The organism is Streptococcus suis (assembly GCF_019794555.1).
Lineage (GTDB): Bacteria > Bacillota > Bacilli > Lactobacillales > Streptococcaceae > Streptococcus > Streptococcus suis_AB.
The window spans coordinates 115227-130900 of sequence record NZ_JAIMEP010000002.1; the positions used below are offsets into that span (position 1 = coordinate 115227).

A 15674-nucleotide genomic window follows, 5' to 3' on the forward strand; every position below is an offset into this window, starting at 1 on the left:
TCCTTAGGCTAATAATTTCAAAAAGTAAGTTGTCAAGGTCACTTCATCTACCTTTTTACGTTGTTTTAGCCACCAGCTGACGGTTTCCACAAAAGTAGTGACAACAAAATGCAGCAATAGGTCCTCTGGAAGACTCCGTTTATCCTGCATGTAATCTTCCATCACTTTTGGATAAATATCGTGTTTGAGCTCTGTCTCTAATTCCTTTAAAAAATAGGTATTGCGTGATAACAAGAGGCTAGCTACTCGGTCTTGATTTGTCCGAAAATGTTTGAAAATATGCGCCAGCAAAACTGTTACATCACTACCTTCACGACCTGTAAACAAATGATGAAATAGGTCATGACAGAGTTCTTCCAAAAGAGCTTCCTTACTGGCATAATGGGCGTAAAAAGTAGAACGGCCAACATCTGCCTTATCAATGACATCCTGCACACGCATGTCATCGTACCCTTTTTCGTTTAATAGGCTCAAAAACGCCTGAAAAATCGCCTTTCGTGTTTTTACAATTCGTCTATCCATCTCTCGTACATTTCAAACATTATGTTCAAAAACAAACAAAATGTTTTACTTGTTTCTAGTTATTTGGCTCATTTAATAGCATAATGAACCTATAAACAGTATAACATAGAAAGGGTTTATCATGTCGTCTAGTAAAAATACTTTCATTGCTTTTTTGCTGAATCTTTGTTTTTCTATCATTGAATTTATCTTTGGAGCTCTCTTTCACTCCAGCGCCATTTTAGCAGATGCTGTCCATGATTTTGGGGATGCTCTAGCCATTGGCAGCTCCGCATTGATGCAGACCTTCGCAAATAAACCAGCTGATAGCGCCTATCCCCTTGGTTACAAGAGATGGAATATTTTGGCAGCACTCTTGACCTCAAGCATTCTGATTATCGGTTCTAGCCTAATTCTTGTGGAAAACATTCCCAATCTTTTCCATCCCCAACCTGTCAACCAAGATGGAATGCTAGTACTTGGAGTGATCGCTATCATCATCAATTTCGCCGCTTCCCGTATTGTAAAAAATGGCCATAGCCATAATGAATCCATTCTTAGTTTGCACTTTCTAGAGGATATTTTAGGATGGCTGGCGGTCATTCTTGTCTCCATTATTCTCCAATTCACTGATTGGTACTTCCTTGATCCCCTACTTTCAATCATTATTTCTCTATTTATCCTTAGTCAGGCCCTTCCTAAGGCATGGAATACACTGAAAATCTTTCTTGAACAAACTCCATCTGGAATAAAGAGTGATGAACTGGCTCTTGAGTTGTTGTCTATACCAAATGTGGAATCCATCGTTCAACTTAAAGTATGGACTATGGATGGGTATGAACATTGTGCTACACTGACTGTCAAACTTACTAACCATGCTTTGGCAGGCAAGACCAAAGAAAGAATACGGAATTCTCTTTTCACCTATGGAATTCTCCAAACTACCATAGAAACGGTTTAACTTTCTCTTCATTTTCCAAATTCATTACGAATAAATAGGTATGAAGATCTGTATCCTATTTTTCCTCGGAGCTTCAATTGGCTCCTTTTTGGGACTGGTCATTGACCGGTTCCCTGAACAATCCATTATCCGACCATCTAGTCATTGTAGTTCTTGTAAAAAGCAACTCAAGGTTTGGGACCTGATTCCCATTCTTTCTCAGCTTTCAACCGCATCCAGATGTCGTTATTGCAAGGTAAAAATCCCCTATTGGTATGCTGGACTAGAATTCTTAACTGGACTTACTGTCCTACTCTGCCATTTTCAACTCCTAAGCCTAACTGAAACCATCCTCATCCTTGCAGGGCTGGTTTTGACCATTTACGACATCAAGCATCAGGAATATCCTTTTGCCGTCTGGCTCGTTTTTACTTTTGTAGCTCTGTTACTCTCCCAGCTTAACTGGCTCTTTTGTTGCTTTTTAGCCTTGGCTTTTCTGACAGAGAAATGGCAGCTCAATATCGGTTCGGGTGATTTTCTATATTTGGCTAGTCTGTCCCTAATTTGTGGCTTGACTGAAATCCTATGGATTATTCAAATCAGCTCACTCTTAGGCTTACTCGTCTTTACAATATACAAGCCAAGATCCATTCCTTACATACCATTCCTTTTTCTTGCGAGTATTTTCGTCATTCTGTGCATCTAAATAGAGTTTTTCTTGATTTTTTTGTTATAATAGTAGGCATATTAGAGTTCAGTTTCAATAGTAACTGAATGGTCTTCACTTAGGAAGACAAAAGGAGAAATCTTATGACACTATTTCAGGATGACAGTTTAACACTGCACACCGACCTTTATCAAATCAATATGATGCAGGTCTATTTTGACCAAAATATTCACAATAAAAATGCCGTTTTCGAAGTATACTTCCGTTCTCAACCCTTTAAAAATGGTTATGCGGTCTTTGCAGGCTTGGAGCGCGTGGTGGACTACCTTAATAATCTTCGTTTTAGTCAAACAGATATTGACTACCTAACAGAATTGGGATATCCTCAAGATTTCCTAGATTATTTGGCTCAATTAGAAATGACCTTAACCGTCCGATCTGCAAAAGAAGGTGATTTGGTTTATGCGAACGAACCTATTCTCCAAATCGAAGGTCCCTTGGCACAATGCCAATTGATTGAAACAGCTTTGTTAAACATCGTCAACTACCAAACACTCATTGCTACAAAAGCTCGTCGTATCAAAGCAGTTATTGAAGATGAGCCATTGATGGAATTTGGAACCCGTCGTGCTCAAGAAATGGATGCTGCAATTTGGGGTACACGGGCAGCCTTTATTGGTGGAGCATCTGCGACTTCCAATGTTCGAGCAGGAAAAATCTTTGGCATACCTGTAGCTGGTACCCATGCTCATGCCTTGGTTCAAACCTATGGTGATGATTACAAAGCATTCAAAGCCTATGCGGAAACACATAAAGACTGTGTCTTCTTAGTAGACACCTATGATACGCTACGCGTTGGTGTTCCAGCAGCCATCCGAGTTGCAAAAGAGATGGGAGACAAGATAAACTTTAGAGGAGTCCGTATCGACTCAGGAGACATGGCTTACATTTCTAAAAAAGTTCGTCAACAATTAGACGATGCTGGATTTACAGATGCAAAAATTTATGCCTCCAATGATCTTGATGAAAATACCATTTTGAACCTAAAAATGCAAAAAGCAAAAATTGATGTCTGGGGTGTGGGCACAAAACTCATCACTGCTTATGATCAACCAGCATTGGGAGCAGTCTATAAGATTGTATCCATTGAAGACGAAAATGGAAATATGCGCGATACCATTAAGTTGTCTTCCAATGCGGAAAAAGTATCTACTCCAGGTAAAAAACAAGTGTGGCGAATTACCTCTAAAGAAAAAGGAAAATCTGAAGGAGATTACATTACCTTCGCTGATACAGATGTCACTCATCTAGACAGTATCTACATGTTCCATCCAACCTACACCTACATCAATAAAACCATTGAAAACTTTGAAGCACGTCCACTTCTCGTTCCTATTTTTGAGAATGGCAAACAGGTTTACGAGTTGCCAAGTTTGGCAGAAATTCAAGACTACGCCAACCAGGAAATTGATAAACTCTGGGATGAGTACAAGCGCGTACTTAATCCACAACTCTATCCAGTAGACTTGGCTCAAGACGTTTGGGATAATAAGATGAACCTCATCAACCGTATCCGTAAACAAAGCCAGGCAAAAGCGATTTAAGGGGACTGACTCATGACTTTACAAGAAACAATCATCAATGAATTAGGCGTTAAACCTACTATTGACCCTAAAGAAGAAATTCGTCGCTCCATCAACTTTCTCAAAGACTACCTCAAAAAGCATCCGTTTTTAAAAACCTATGTTTTAGGAATCTCGGGTGGCCAAGATTCAACCTTGGCCGGTCGCTTAGCTCAGCTGACTATGGAAGAAATGCGCACAGAAACAGGTGACGATAGCTACCAATTCATCGCTATCCGCCTACCTTATGGTGTGCAAGCTGATGAGACGGACGCCCAAGCAGCACTATCTTTTATCAAACCAGATGTCAGCCTAACCATCAACATCAAGGAATCAACAGATGCCATGGTAGCTGCAGTCAATGCAAATGGACTAGAAATGTCTGATTTTAATAAGGGAAATGCTAAAGCCCGCATGCGCATGATTGCCCAATATGCCATCGCGGGTGAACGCAAGGGAGCTGTCATTGGTACCGACCATGCAGCTGAAAACATTACTGGCTTCTTCACCAAGCACGGTGATGGTGGTGCTGATATCCTTCCCCTCTTCCGCCTAAATAAACGCCAAGGCAAGCAACTGCTCGCTGAATTGGGGGCTGATGAAAAACTCTACCTCAAAGTTCCTACTGCTGACCTGGAGGAAAATAACCCAGGCCTTGCTGACGAGGTCGCACTTGGTGTCACATACAATCAAATTGATGATTACCTTGAAGGAAAAACCATTGATCCTCAAGCGCAAACCATTATCGAAGGCTGGTGGAATAAGACAGCTCATAAGCGCCACTTGCCAATTACTATTTTTGATGACTTTTGGAAATAAACAAATTGCCCCTGACGATATTCAACCGTCAGGGGTCATTTATTGCCTTCCATTTGAATAGGCATTTCACATTTTTTATCAGCTACCAGTAAAATACTCTTCAATCAGCCAATTCAAATACCAATCTTGTTTACAACTCTGTTGATGTTTTCCACCACTTCATGAGTAGAATGTATAATCCATAAGCCAATATACCTCCCAAGGTATTGGTCCAGAGGTCGTCCACTTCAAAAACACGCTGAGCATCGATCAGCAAGTCAAGTAACAACTGTGTACATTCAATAAACAGACTCATACAAAATGTATAAACAATGACTGCTTTAAGGCTCCGCCATTCCTCCTGAAGAAAAAGAAGCAGAAAAACGAGAGGAAAGAGAAGAAAAATATTGGTCGCGTTTTGTAGGATAATCCAACCAAAGTCTCCTAGACTATCTACCTTGTCTCCATTGACAATACTATTAAACGGAGTTGGTAAAAGATACAGTCGACCGATTTGAACAATACCAGGTGTGGTAAAGTCTTTGTATTTTGGATACCAAGTCTGAGGAAGAAAACAGAGTAAAACAATAGCCAGAGCGTAAACCCTAGCTAAAGTTGTACAAATCCATCTTCCAAGCTTGGTCAAGTTGCCGTTTGCTTGGAATAATTTTCTCATGCACGAATACCTGCCTTAGCTTTTGCGGCTGCAATACGAGCACGCGCTTTTTCACGGTCTTTTTTGAGTGTATTGGAACGCAACTGACCACAGGCTGCATCAATATCCGTACCATGTTCCTGACGAACGACACAGTTGACCCCATTTTTCTTCAAAACATCAAAGAATGCCAAGGTCCGTTCCTTGGTTGAACGACTATATTGGTCATGTTCACTAACTGGGTTATACGGAATCAAGTTGATATAAGACAATTTGCGAATATTTTTCGTCAAATCAGCCAATTCCTGTGCCTGTTCCACTCCATCGTTGACCTCATTGAGCATAATATACTCAAAAGTCACGCGGCGATTGGTTGTCTGAATATAATCTTCAATAGCCTCAAACAAAACTTCTATAGGGAATTTACGGTTAATCCGCATAATGCTCGAACGAAGATCATTGTTTGGTGCATGGAGAGATACCGCTAAGTTTACTTGAACTCCCTCACGTGCGAAATCACGAATTTTTGGTGCTAAGCCAGAAGTAGATACCGTAATGTGGCGGGCACCAATTGCCAAGCCCTTGTCATCATTCACAACACGTAAGAAGGTCATAACATTATCGTAGTTGTCAAGTGGCTCACCAATTCCCATCACGACAATATGGCTAACACGTTCATTTTGATTGCGCTCATCTAAGTATTTTTGTACCAACATAATCTGTGCTACAATCTCACCACTCGTCAAATCTCTTTGCTTAGGAATCAAACCAGATGCACAGAAGGTACAGCCGATATTACAACCAACTTGAGTCGTTACACAGACTGAAAGTCCATAATGTTGATTCATCAACACAGTCTCAATCAACATTCCATCAGGTAATTCAAATAAGTATTTGATAGTCCCATCTTTGGACTCTTGTACAATTCGTTGTTTGAGTGGATTGACGACAAACTCTTCTTCAAGCTTTTCAATTAATGATTTTGGTAAGTTGGTCATCTCTGCAAAGGATTGTACACGAGAACGGTAGAGCCATTCCCAAATTTGAGTGGCCCTGAATTTCTTTTCTCCATTTTCGATAATCCAATCAACAAGATTGGCTTGTGTAAAGGCATAAATTGATGGTTTCATATTTCTCCCTATTTCTGGCGGATGACAAATCCACGTTTGGCTTCATTCATTTCACGATGGTGCTGTTTTTTATCATGTTTTTGCGCCCGCTCTTGTTTCTGTTGCTTACCTGTGGACGGTTTATTGTTTTTTACGGTAAAATGACGGCCCTGCTCTTTTGAAGTATCTGAAGTTGACTTAGATCGTTTTGGTTCATTACGGCTGGCTTTCTTGTCCTTCGTTACCAATTCTTCTGTACGTTGTTTTTGTCGGTTTCGATTTCGACTACGGTGACGTTTGCGACTTGTTTTTTCTTCAGGTTCTTCTTCTAACTCTTGTGGATTTGGATTTTCAAGAACAAAGTAGGCACATCCAAAATTACAATATTCTGTTAAATAATCATCTAACCGCCCAATTTTTAAATCAGACTTGACCGGTTTCTCGTCACGATAAAAGCCTTTTAACCGAAGTTGTTCATTTCCCCAATCTCCAACAATATAATCAAATTTCAACATGATGGGCGAAAAGCGTTGCCCAAAAGCAGTCTGATCAAAAGCATCTTTGAAATCATCAACAACAGTGAGTTCAATATTCTCTGAAACAACCTTATTCCCAACACGTGCAAAACTCGGACCTGGAAATTTATTGTAATTATACATTTCTGGTGAAATTTCTTTCTTCATTGTTCCTCCTATCTAATGAAATATTCGTATATCTAACCTTATTATTATAACATGAAACAAGTTAAAATAGCACTCTTCAACCATTTCAGAGAAATTTCAGACGATTTTAATTTTAGCATATTTGGATGAATTAGCTTTCCTGGGTGCCGTTAGCCAGAACATCCTATAGGATGTTCTAGAGTGGAAATAAGACATGCACAGCAATTCACATTCGTAGAGTACGGCAAGCCGAAGGTGACGATGTATCAAAGCTAATTCAAACGACTGGTGCAAAAAAGAGCGACCTACTCGCTCTTAGTACTCTTCAAATAATCAATGGCTTCTTTAACAGTCATCACTGGTACGATTTCAATATCAGCATTGGCCTTTTCTGCTGCTTCTTTTGCCTCTTCGTAGTTTGTTTTAGCTGTTGGATCCTTTTTCAAAATTTCTGGGTCCACTGGATTATTTGGAACAAAGAAAACACTTGCTCCAGCATTAATCGCAGATAATACTTTTTTATCTGCTCCTCCAATGTCTCCAACGGAACCATCTTGTTCAATTGTTCCAGTTCCAGCAATAACACGACCATCACGCAAGTCTGGCTCAGCCAGCTGTGTATAAATAGCTAATGTAAACATCAGACCAGCACTTGGACCACCAATTCCTCCTGTTTGGAAGTCAATTGGGAAAGAACTTTTTACCTCCGTATGGTCCACCAGAGTAATACCAATACCGTTTTTACCATTTGATAGTTTGATAATTTTTCCGTCAGCAGACTTCTCTTCTCCACCACTAACATAGCCCACTGTCACATCGCTGTCCAGTTCTAAACCTGAAACATATTTAATGAGTTCCTGAGAAGATTCAAAGGTTTTTCCATTAATACTAACGACCGTATCAGCGATATTCAAAACATTTTTAAATGTAGAATCTTCTGCTAAGTCCAACACGTAAACACCGAAGAAATCCATCTCCACATCCTTATTTGCCAGGGTTAAACCTTGATATTTAGCCATGTTTTGAGAGGTTTCCATGTAAAATTGAGCAATCCGATAGTATTCTTCACTGTCTGCACCACCCGCCATTTCTTCTGCAGAAACAATATCTGCGTAAGGGTTAAACTGAGCAATCAGCAACTGTAAGGCTGTTGCCTGCAAGACCGATACATAGGTAAAATTATAAGAACCTGGCTCCTTATCTTCTTCGTTGTTGACTGTCAATACTTCCCGAATATCCGAAGCCCCTCCGGGACTCTCAATATAATATGGTAGACGTACAAATACGGAAAACCATATCAATAACGTCCCCATAATAATTGAAACAATCAATAGCCTTTTCTTATTTTTCGTCATACTTTTTTATCTCCTCATTTACAACTGCAGGTACATATGGACTAATATCTTGATTGAAATAGAGCAACTCCCGAACCTGGCTGGATGATACGAACTTGAGCTCTGGCTTTGCAATCAAATAGATCGTTTCCAAATCTGGTGCTAGCTGACGGTTGTAAAAATCAAAACTAGATTCATATTCAAAGTCCGTTGCATTACGCAAGCCCCTAACCAAATGAGTCACACCATAATGTTTGGCAACATCGACCACTAATTCATTTTCAACTAGAATGACCTCGATGTTCTCTAAGCCGGCAAAAAGTCTTTCCAAGATAACCAATCGTTCCTCACCCGTCATCAAGCCAGACTTTTTCGGATTGGTAAACACTCCGACATATAATTTTTCAAACAAGCCACTTGCTCGCTCAATGAGGTCCATATGTCCATTTGTAATTGGATCAAAAGACCCTGTAAACATTCCGATTCTATCTGACATATACAGTTACCTTACTAATTCCATATACTTTTTCTTTCCAAATTCCGAGCTCTGCAATCTCTTCAGGAAGCTGGACGTTTTTATCCGTCTCACAGAGAACCATCACATCCTCTGCCAATAAGTGACGACGACAAAGCTCAGAGATGACTGCCTCAATTTCCTGCTCTGCATATGGCGGATCCAGAAAAACAAGGTCAAAAGTTCCACTCAATGTCGCCAAGGCTTGCCTAGCATCCATTTGCAAGAGTTGAAATTTATCTGAATCCTTAGTCATCTGAATGTTTTCTTTGATAACAGCTTGTGCTCTCCGGTCACGTTCTACTAAGACTGCCTGATTCATCCCTCTTGATACCGCTTCAATAGACAAGCCACCGCTACCAGCGTACAAATCAAGGACACGACCACCTTCAAAATATGGACCTATCATATTAAACATGGCACCGCGAACTTTATCTGAAGTTGGCCGTGTTACCTTCCCATCTAATGTTTTGAGCGGTCTTCCACCATAGATACCTGATACAATTCTCATAAACACCATTATAGCACAAATTGGCTCATCTTTTCCTTAAAACATCGAGTCTATTTCATGAACATTGTCCCAGTTCTAAGAAGAATGGCAGTTATCAAAAAGTGACAGAGCAAGTCCTGCCCTATCACTTGTGATTACTTCCGTTTGAGACCTTCTTTTCATAGTAAACCAAGGTCATCCTTGGATTGATTGCTTCCAATCTACCTGTTTTTTGATAGCCTAGCTTTTCATAGAGATGACAATTCCCCGCTTCCTGCAAAATCGTATCCAAAAACCAAGTGCCCACATGGCTGTGAATAGCCTCAATCTCAACCAAGGCCCACTGTGCAATTCCCTGACCTTGATAATCTGGAAGGACTGCCAAGGCAGATATTCTTGCACTATTGGTCTCTGGATAAAGATTGATTCGAACCGCACCAACTGGCTTTTCATCGTGTATAAAGACATAACCGTGCGTTCCTGACCGCTTATACTTGAGCAAGATCCTTTCTTTACTTTCCTGATATGGATTTTGCTGGTCTTGATAGGTTTCATACAAGGGTTTAAAAGCTGCTTGCTGGATGGCAAATACTGCATCCAAATCACCAGCTTCAAAGTTTTTCAATTCTAACATTAATGACCTACCATTCCATTATTACTGATTTTTTATCTAAAGGAACAGGAGAACGATCTGCCTACTGCTTTATTGTCTCTATTGTTCAAAAGTGTTCTACTCACCACTAGCAGATGAGTCAACCGTACTATCCGTCTCTGATGAGCTCGGTGCAACAGGTTCTGGTTCGCTCGGCGCTACTTCTTCTAAACTGCTTGGTGGTGTCACCACTGGTTCTTCAACGACAGGCGCTGGAGCACTTGGTTGAGACGGTGTTGATGATTGTTGAGGCGCAGATGATGAGCTACTGGTTGAGCTACTTTGTCCTCCACCATAAACTGGCTGATAGGTATAGCTTTCTTCATAAACATAAGAATCCTCAGCTACGTAGCTATCTGTTTCGGTAGGAACCTCAGCAGCTTGAGCTTCTTCTGTGGATGAAGCCGGTGTTTCTTCATTTGGCTTATTTTGCTCTTCTGCCAACTTTTTAGCAGCTTCTGCTCGAACCAACTCAGCTTTTAACTTGGCCTTTTGGATTTCTTCGATCTTTTTCTTCATGGCAGTTGTCACCTTGTCAATCCTTTTTTGGAGGGCTTCTTTTTTACTTTTTTCAGTCAACTTGTCAACTGCAGCTTGAGCATTCAAAAGATTCTCATCTGTATTCGACTCCTCAAACTCTTTGACAGCCTTTTCTGCAGCCAAGACATTATTCGAATTTTGTGTATTAGAGCCTGTCAAAACCTGTGATGAACTGTTATTATTTTTATATGTTCCCACAAACCAAAATAATGCTGTAATAATCAATAATGCCAATGCAATGAAAGTGAAGACACGCTCAGCCAAACTGGTATTATTAAAATATTCTTTGATCCTTCTTATCATTATTTACTTCACTCTATTCTATTAATGCGATTACAAACTATTTACTTGCCTTTACTTTCCCATTCCAGCCATTCAAACCATAGCTTAAAATATAGATCTCATTAAAGCCCTGTTTCTTCAAATGAAGGGCTGCTGGTGTTACCAACTGACCACGGTCATTTTCATAAATCAAAACAGGTTTATCTTTACGGAGAGCAGCTGTGCTCATTTTCAACTGTTGATAAGGAATATTACGGGCTCCGAGAATATGTTTTCTATTAAATTCACTTGGGTCGCGTAAATCAATCAACTGACCACCGTGGATTTTCTCCGCAAATTCTGCATTATCAATTACAGATGCCGCACGGCGTAGTCGCCAATAATTAAAGCCCATCCAGGCTCCCAAAACAATTAAAAATACTAAAAATACCCACAATGAGTTCATTTTCTACTCTCCTTCAATTTCTGATACTCTAACTCTAAACGATGTTCACGCCTCAAAACAAGTTCAGCTTCCAAATAGTCCAATCGATCAAGTAGTCCTGCCTGATAAACTCGATTGAGCTCAATCTGCATCATTTCAATATCGTAGAGACGGTTTCCCATATAAACAATGATACCAAAACGTTTGAGCAATCGTTGTACATCGTAAAGTCTTTTCATAAAAAAATTGTAGCAGAATTTTAGGAGATTTTCAATAGAAAATTGAAGGCCGCAGGCTTTGACAACAAGAAAAAACTGCCCTTCGACAGTCCTTCCGCATATGCTAAAGCCCCCAGCCTATAGATAACCCTTTTCCTGCGCAATTCTGACAGCAGCCGTACGATTTTCAGCACCCAACTTGGACAGGATAGAGGTCATATAGTTGCGGACTGTCCCGTCAGACAGGTGGAGCTGGCTGGCGATTTCCTTATTGGACAGACCCTCTGCCACCAGCTTGAGCAGCTGGTTTTCTAAGTTGGTCAAGGGACTGCGTTGGGTCAGGAGAATGTCCATCAACTCTGGTGAATATTCCTTCCGCCCCGCCAAGACCGTTTCAATGGTCCGCATGAGGTCTGCGATGGAGCGTTCCTTGAGCACATAGGCATCCACATCTGCCTTGACCGCCCGCTCGAAATAGCCCGGTCGCTTGAAGGTGGTCATGATGACGACCTTGACAGGCAAGGCTTGCCCCCGTACCCATTCCAAGACATCTAGGCCCGTCTTTTCAGGCATTTCTATATCTAAGAGCACCACATCTACTGGCTCTTTTTCCAAAAGAGCAATGGCCTGACTGCCGTTTTCTGCCTGTAAAACAGCCTCAACCGTATTTTGAAAGCCCAAGAGTTGACAGAGGGCGTCCCGCAACATTGCTTGATCTTCTGCGACTAAGATTCTCATTCTACCACCTTCTCAAGCGGAATTCGGACGGACAGGCGGGTGGGCTTGGCTAGAGAGATAAATTCCAAACTTCCTTTCACCGTTACCAACCTGTCCTTTATGGTATGCAATTCCTGACCAGTCAACTGGGCAAAGCCTACACCGTTGTCTTCGTAGTGCAAAACCAATTCTTGCTGGTCTTTTTCAAAAACCAAACGGCATTTGCTAGCCTGGCTGTGCTTGAGCAGGTTGTTGGCCAACTCTCTCAGCACCATAGCCAGCTTGTTCTGGACATGTAAGCTGAGCCGCTCTGCTATTTCCCCGCCCAAGACAACTAAGTCCACTCCTGCCAAGTCCAACATCTGCTGTAAAATCTGGAGTTCCTCTGCCACGGTGTGCTGCTTGAGGGACTGGACAATCTGGCGGACCTCCTGCATGGAGTCCTTGGCCAAGGTCTGAAGATCTGCTACCTCCTTCTTGGCCTGGTCAATCTGGTCGTGGTCTAACAAAGTTTGGACCAGCTCGGCCTTGACAGACAGCATGGCAAAGACATGACCCAGTGTGTCGTGCAAGTCCTGACCGATACGGTTGCGTTCGTTTTCAGCTAGCAGTAGGTTAATGGAAGCATTCTGCTCCTGTAGGCGTTGCTGAAGGGCTTCCCGCTTGGTCTCAATCCAGCTGAAAATCAGCAAGGCCAAGCCAAAGAAGTGGATAACAAGTGCAAAAGCTCTCATCTCAAAAGGAACTGGACCAAAGAGAGCCCATAGGATAATAGCCAGCAACAAAAGCCCGTAGGACACCGTCCGATAGGTCAGTCGATTCTCTTTATAATACCAGCCCAGCATATTGGACAGGTTGAAGATAAAGAGGGAGAATTGCAGATTGCCCCAAAAACTCATGACGGCGATATAGCCAATCAGGTAAAACCAAGCCAGCAGGGAATAGAGCTTGTGGTCGGTATAAAAGAGGGAGCAATAGACCAAGGCAAAGAGAATAGTCGCTAGGACAACTGCCGTCGGATTGGGACTATACTGGGCATAGTAAAAGGGAAAATAGAGAAAGACCATGCCCACGAAGAACATGAGTGGTACCTTTCTTTTTTCAAATATCATCTGTCACCTCACTGTTGCTCGGATTTTCTATTCAGAACCAGAGCAATTCCTAAGAAAATTATCGCATAGCCTAGGACAATTAGCAAGGATTTCCAGAGAAAATCTCCCTCTTGGGCATAGGTGGTCACCAGCTGGTTAACATGGTAGCTAGGCATAAGTTTACAAACCCGCTGCACCCAGTCTGGAAAGAGGGAAACAGGCATCCAAGAACCACCCATGATAGCCAGAACAAAATAAAGCAAGTTGGCCACAACCGACATGGCCTGTTCAGATTGGATTTGCACCAAGAGCAAGCCGATGGCTAAAAATACGATAGAGGTTACTAAAAGTAAGAGAGCCGAAATTACCCATTCTTGTGCTGTCATCTCTACACCCTTAACTAAGCCACCCACCGCAAAGACAATGGCAATGGAAGATACAAAGCAGAGCAAAACCCGCACCAGTTTGGAAAGATAGTATTGCCAGATTGGCAGGGGCGAATGCTGGATAAAGGTCAACCAGCTATTCTTTCTGTCCTCTGCCAGCATCATGGGAAAGGTGAAAAGGGCAAAGCCCGACATGGAAAAGCCTGTCATGGTCAGCATGTAGGACTGGATAAAGGCCTTTTGCATGGTCGCATCATCAAACTGGACCGTTGATGAGAAAATCAGGAAAAAGATGACGGGCATACCGATAGACAGGAGAAATACTCCCAAACTTCTAGATAATTTTACCGCCTCTACTTGAACTAATGCTTTCATGATTCTTCCTCCCTTGTCTTGTCAAATAAGCTATTGAGCAGGGTCATATTCTGCACTTCCAGGTCCGAAATCCGACAACCTGCCTCCTGCAAATTCTCCCAAACCTGCTCAATAGCTCGGGTCTTGAAGCTGACCGTATCTTGTTTGTAGCTGATCTCATTGATTTCAGCCAAGCTCTCCACCGCCGCCGCAAAGGCAATCGGCAGGGTTACTTCCTTCTCCTGCTCCTCGCTCCGCATGGCAAATGGCGTGGTATCTCTTAGTAGCCGCCCCTGGTGCAAAACCAAAATCCGCTCCGCCGTATGCTCCACTTCCTCGATATAGTGGCTGGTATAAAAAATAGTCACACCCTGATCCTTGAGCTCATGGACAATCTCCCAAAAACGCTGGCGGGTCGAAGTATCCATACCCGCCGTCGGCTCGTCCAAGAAGAGCAACTTGGGCTTGCCAATCAGGCAGATGACGAAAGCTAAGAGCCGCTTCTGACCACCCGATAGCTTGCCGGCCAGTTGATTTTTTTGCTCTGAGGAAAAGCAGAGCAGACTGTCGATTTCCACATCTGTCAGACTATCCTTGTAGATGACTTGGAAAAAGCGGAGCAATTCCTTGACCTTCAAGTCCGTTGGAATAGCATTTTCCTGTGGCAAGACTACCACCTTTTCCTTATTAGACTGAGCCTGCGGAGCCAGACCGTCCAACAAAACCTGGCCTTTCGCCGCCTTTCTATCCCCCAACAAACAAGACATGAGGGTCGTTTTTCCCGCCCCGTTTGGACCGATTAAAGCTACACATTCCCCAGACTTGATTTCAAAGGAAAGATTGGACAAGATTGTCTGTCCTTTGATGATTTTTTCTAGTGCTTGTACTTCTATCATTTTTCTACCTCCTACTTCTTGAACATCTTACATACATAGTATATCTCGAAAATGAAGTCCGCACTAGAAGACTTTGTCATTGACTCATGTGACAAATGTCATATTATACTCAACGAAAATCAAAAGTAGCCTAGGAAACGAAGTCAAAGATAGAACTGGAGTTCATCAAGGTAAGTTGACAACGGATAATTTTGATTTTCGAAGAGTATTAAATAATGCAACAAAAAAAAAGAGTCCTTCTGGACCCTTCATCTATTTACAACTTAGGAGCTTGACCAAGTTCTGCCTGTAGCATCCAAATATGTTTTTCAATACTAGCCTTAGCCACATTGAAAATGTCGTTGGTTACGCTGTCACCTTCTTCATCACTGACATCAAGCCCCTTTTGGAAAAGAGCAGCCAGATAGCGGAACACCTCTACCACACGCGCCAATTGCTCTTCAATCGTTAGATTGTAATCACCAGGAACTTCCTTGAGCTGACTATTTTCACTAAACTCTGTAAGGGTAGAAAATGGTGCCCCACCTAAGGTGATTAAACGCTCACTCATCTCATCCAAATAGCCATCAATTTCTTCCATATATTCGTCCATCTTTGGATGCCAAATCATAAAACCACGACCACGCATATACCAATGAACTTGATGGAGGATGGAATGGGCTACTGATAAATCGGCCACCGCTTGATTCAAAACAGCCTTAGAATCAGCCAACGATGGACGCGGGCTGAAAGACGCAATTTCTGCTGGAGATTGATAATATTTTTGTTTCATCATATATCACCCTTTCTTTTATTTATAATTATTATAAATAAAAGAAGAAA

General features: G+C 41.8%; 20 protein-coding genes. 4 read left to right on the top strand and 16 right to left on the bottom strand.

Going from position 1 to position 15674, the window contains the following annotated elements; genetic code table 11:
• Positions 1-3 precede the first annotated feature (3 nt).
• Positions 4-522, bottom strand: coding sequence for a TetR/AcrR family transcriptional regulator (locus tag K6V48_RS01365; protein WP_105126784.1), 519 nt, complete (start codon positions 520-522; stop codon positions 4-6).
• A 121-nt stretch (positions 523-643) separates the two neighbouring features.
• Between K6V48_RS01365 and K6V48_RS01370 the strand changes: the two genes are divergently transcribed.
• The 4 genes from K6V48_RS01370 to nadE all read left to right on the top strand — a co-directional run bounded on the left by K6V48_RS01370 (position 644) and on the right by nadE (position 4549).
• The gene (locus K6V48_RS01370) at positions 644-1462 is read left to right on the top strand and encodes a cation diffusion facilitator family transporter (protein ID WP_222367383.1); all 819 of its coding nucleotides are present in this window, start codon (positions 644-646) and stop codon (positions 1460-1462) included.
• Positions 1463-1502: 40 nt separating this feature from the next.
• Positions 1503-2147, top strand: coding sequence for a prepilin peptidase (locus tag K6V48_RS01375; RefSeq protein ID WP_222367385.1), 645 nt, complete (start codon positions 1503-1505; stop codon positions 2145-2147).
• Between the two features lie 104 nt (positions 2148-2251).
• Complete coding sequence (locus K6V48_RS01380) at positions 2252-3712, top strand: nicotinate phosphoribosyltransferase (protein ID WP_222367388.1); 1461 nt, start codon at positions 2252-2254, stop codon at positions 3710-3712.
• 12 nt (positions 3713-3724) lie between these two features.
• The gene (gene nadE, locus K6V48_RS01385; protein ID WP_222367397.1) at positions 3725-4549 is read left to right on the top strand and encodes an ammonia-dependent NAD(+) synthetase; all 825 of its coding nucleotides are present in this window, start codon (positions 3725-3727) and stop codon (positions 4547-4549) included.
• 130 nt (positions 4550-4679) lie between these two features.
• Here nadE and K6V48_RS01390 read toward each other — a convergent pair whose 3' ends face one another.
• The 15 genes from K6V48_RS01390 to K6V48_RS01460 form a co-directional block, all read right to left on the bottom strand.
• Positions 4680-5204, bottom strand: coding sequence for a VanZ family protein (locus tag K6V48_RS01390; protein ID WP_222367400.1), 525 nt, complete (start codon positions 5202-5204; stop codon positions 4680-4682).
• The gene (rlmN, locus tag K6V48_RS01395) at positions 5201-6313 is read right to left on the bottom strand and encodes a dual-specificity RNA methyltransferase RlmN (protein WP_024391183.1); all 1113 of its coding nucleotides are present in this window, start codon (positions 6311-6313) and stop codon (positions 5201-5203) included. The genes K6V48_RS01390 and rlmN overlap by 4 nt, the downstream gene beginning before the upstream one ends.
• An 8-nt stretch (positions 6314-6321) precedes the next feature.
• Positions 6322-6975, bottom strand: a complete 654-nt coding sequence (locus K6V48_RS01400) for a YutD family protein (protein WP_222367402.1) — start codon at positions 6973-6975, stop codon at positions 6322-6324.
• A gap of 284 nt (positions 6976-7259) precedes the next feature.
• Positions 7260-8309: a SepM family pheromone-processing serine protease gene (locus K6V48_RS01405; RefSeq protein WP_222367405.1), complete on the bottom strand. Its 1050-nt coding sequence runs from the start codon at positions 8307-8309 to the stop codon at positions 7260-7262.
• Complete coding sequence (gene coaD / locus K6V48_RS01410; protein WP_222367408.1) at positions 8296-8784, bottom strand: pantetheine-phosphate adenylyltransferase; 489 nt, start codon at positions 8782-8784, stop codon at positions 8296-8298. Before coaD ends, K6V48_RS01405 begins: the two co-directional genes overlap by 14 nt.
• Positions 8774-9313, bottom strand: a complete 540-nt coding sequence (gene rsmD / locus K6V48_RS01415) for a 16S rRNA (guanine(966)-N(2))-methyltransferase RsmD (protein ID WP_222367410.1) — start codon at positions 9311-9313, stop codon at positions 8774-8776. Before rsmD ends, coaD begins: the two co-directional genes overlap by 11 nt.
• A 124-nt stretch (positions 9314-9437) precedes the next feature.
• A complete protein-coding gene (locus K6V48_RS01420; RefSeq protein WP_222367413.1) occupies positions 9438-9926 on the bottom strand; it encodes a GNAT family N-acetyltransferase in 489 nt (162 codons plus the stop codon).
• 96 nt (positions 9927-10022) lie between these two features.
• Entirely contained in the window at positions 10023-10787 is a 765-nt protein-coding gene (locus K6V48_RS01425) for a hypothetical protein (protein ID WP_222367415.1), read from the bottom strand.
• Positions 10788-10824: 37 nt separating this feature from the next.
• Positions 10825-11211, bottom strand: coding sequence for a rhodanese-like domain-containing protein (locus K6V48_RS01430; RefSeq protein ID WP_172038706.1), 387 nt, complete (start codon positions 11209-11211; stop codon positions 10825-10827).
• Positions 11208-11429 (bottom strand): YqgQ family protein, encoded by a 222-nt coding sequence (locus tag K6V48_RS01435; protein WP_222367417.1) that lies wholly within the window; start codon positions 11427-11429, stop codon positions 11208-11210. Before K6V48_RS01435 ends, K6V48_RS01430 begins: the two co-directional genes overlap by 4 nt.
• 117 nt (positions 11430-11546) lie before the next feature.
• Positions 11547-12146: a response regulator transcription factor gene (locus K6V48_RS01440; RefSeq protein ID WP_222367428.1), complete on the bottom strand. Its 600-nt coding sequence runs from the start codon at positions 12144-12146 to the stop codon at positions 11547-11549.
• Complete coding sequence (locus tag K6V48_RS01445) at positions 12143-13237, bottom strand: sensor histidine kinase (RefSeq protein WP_222367430.1); 1095 nt, start codon at positions 13235-13237, stop codon at positions 12143-12145. The genes K6V48_RS01440 and K6V48_RS01445 overlap by 4 nt, the downstream gene beginning before the upstream one ends.
• 8 nt (positions 13238-13245) lie before the next feature.
• Positions 13246-13977, bottom strand: a complete 732-nt coding sequence (locus K6V48_RS01450) for an ABC transporter permease (protein WP_222367432.1) — start codon at positions 13975-13977, stop codon at positions 13246-13248.
• On the bottom strand, positions 13974-14852 hold the full coding sequence (locus K6V48_RS01455) for an ABC transporter ATP-binding protein (protein WP_222367434.1): 879 nt from the start codon (positions 14850-14852) through the stop codon (positions 13974-13976). Before K6V48_RS01455 ends, K6V48_RS01450 begins: the two co-directional genes overlap by 4 nt.
• Before the next feature lie 256 nt (positions 14853-15108).
• Complete coding sequence (locus tag K6V48_RS01460; protein WP_172065929.1) at positions 15109-15627, bottom strand: Dps family protein; 519 nt, start codon at positions 15625-15627, stop codon at positions 15109-15111.
• Between the last annotated feature and the right edge of the window lie 47 nt (positions 15628-15674).

Bases quoted from the DNA above. Each gene is read 5' to 3' on its own strand.
- K6V48_RS01460 (WP_172065929.1), bottom strand. From the start codon at position 15,627: ATGATGAAACAAAAATATTATCAATCTCCAGCAGAAATTGCGTCTTTC.
- K6V48_RS01435 (WP_222367417.1), bottom strand. From the start codon at position 11,429: ATGAAAAGACTTTACGATGTACAACGATTGCTCAAACGTTTTGGTATC.
- K6V48_RS01445 (WP_222367430.1), bottom strand. From the start codon at position 13,237: ATGATATTTGAAAAAAGAAAGGTACCACTCATGTTCTTCGTGGGCATG.
- K6V48_RS01450 (WP_222367432.1), bottom strand. From the start codon at position 13,977: ATGAAAGCATTAGTTCAAGTAGAGGCGGTAAAATTATCTAGAAGTTTG.
- coaD (WP_222367408.1), bottom strand. From the start codon at position 8,784: ATGTCAGATAGAATCGGAATGTTTACAGGGTCTTTTGATCCAATTACA.
- K6V48_RS01430 (WP_172038706.1), bottom strand. From the start codon at position 11,211: ATGAACTCATTGTGGGTATTTTTAGTATTTTTAATTGTTTTGGGAGCC.
- rlmN (WP_024391183.1), bottom strand. From the start codon at position 6,313: ATGAAACCATCAATTTATGCCTTTACACAAGCCAATCTTGTTGATTGG.
- K6V48_RS01405 (WP_222367405.1), bottom strand. From the start codon at position 8,309: ATGACGAAAAATAAGAAAAGGCTATTGATTGTTTCAATTATTATGGGG.
- K6V48_RS01440 (WP_222367428.1), bottom strand. From the start codon at position 12,146: ATGAGAATCTTAGTCGCAGAAGATCAAGCAATGTTGCGGGACGCCCTC.
- K6V48_RS01420 (WP_222367413.1), bottom strand. From the start codon at position 9,926: ATGTTAGAATTGAAAAACTTTGAAGCTGGTGATTTGGATGCAGTATTT.
- K6V48_RS01375 (WP_222367385.1), top strand. From the start codon at position 1,503: ATGAAGATCTGTATCCTATTTTTCCTCGGAGCTTCAATTGGCTCCTTT.
- K6V48_RS01370 (WP_222367383.1), top strand. From the start codon at position 644: ATGTCGTCTAGTAAAAATACTTTCATTGCTTTTTTGCTGAATCTTTGT.
- K6V48_RS01380 (WP_222367388.1), top strand. From the start codon at position 2,252: ATGACACTATTTCAGGATGACAGTTTAACACTGCACACCGACCTTTAT.
- nadE (WP_222367397.1), top strand. From the start codon at position 3,725: ATGACTTTACAAGAAACAATCATCAATGAATTAGGCGTTAAACCTACT.
- rsmD (WP_222367410.1), bottom strand. From the start codon at position 9,313: ATGAGAATTGTATCAGGTATCTATGGTGGAAGACCGCTCAAAACATTA.
- K6V48_RS01425 (WP_222367415.1), bottom strand. From the start codon at position 10,787: ATGATAAGAAGGATCAAAGAATATTTTAATAATACCAGTTTGGCTGAG.
- K6V48_RS01390 (WP_222367400.1), bottom strand. From the start codon at position 5,204: ATGAGAAAATTATTCCAAGCAAACGGCAACTTGACCAAGCTTGGAAGA.
- K6V48_RS01365 (WP_105126784.1), bottom strand. From the start codon at position 522: ATGGATAGACGAATTGTAAAAACACGAAAGGCGATTTTTCAGGCGTTT.
- K6V48_RS01455 (WP_222367434.1), bottom strand. From the start codon at position 14,852: ATGATAGAAGTACAAGCACTAGAAAAAATCATCAAAGGACAGACAATC.
- K6V48_RS01400 (WP_222367402.1), bottom strand. From the start codon at position 6,975: ATGAAGAAAGAAATTTCACCAGAAATGTATAATTACAATAAATTTCCA.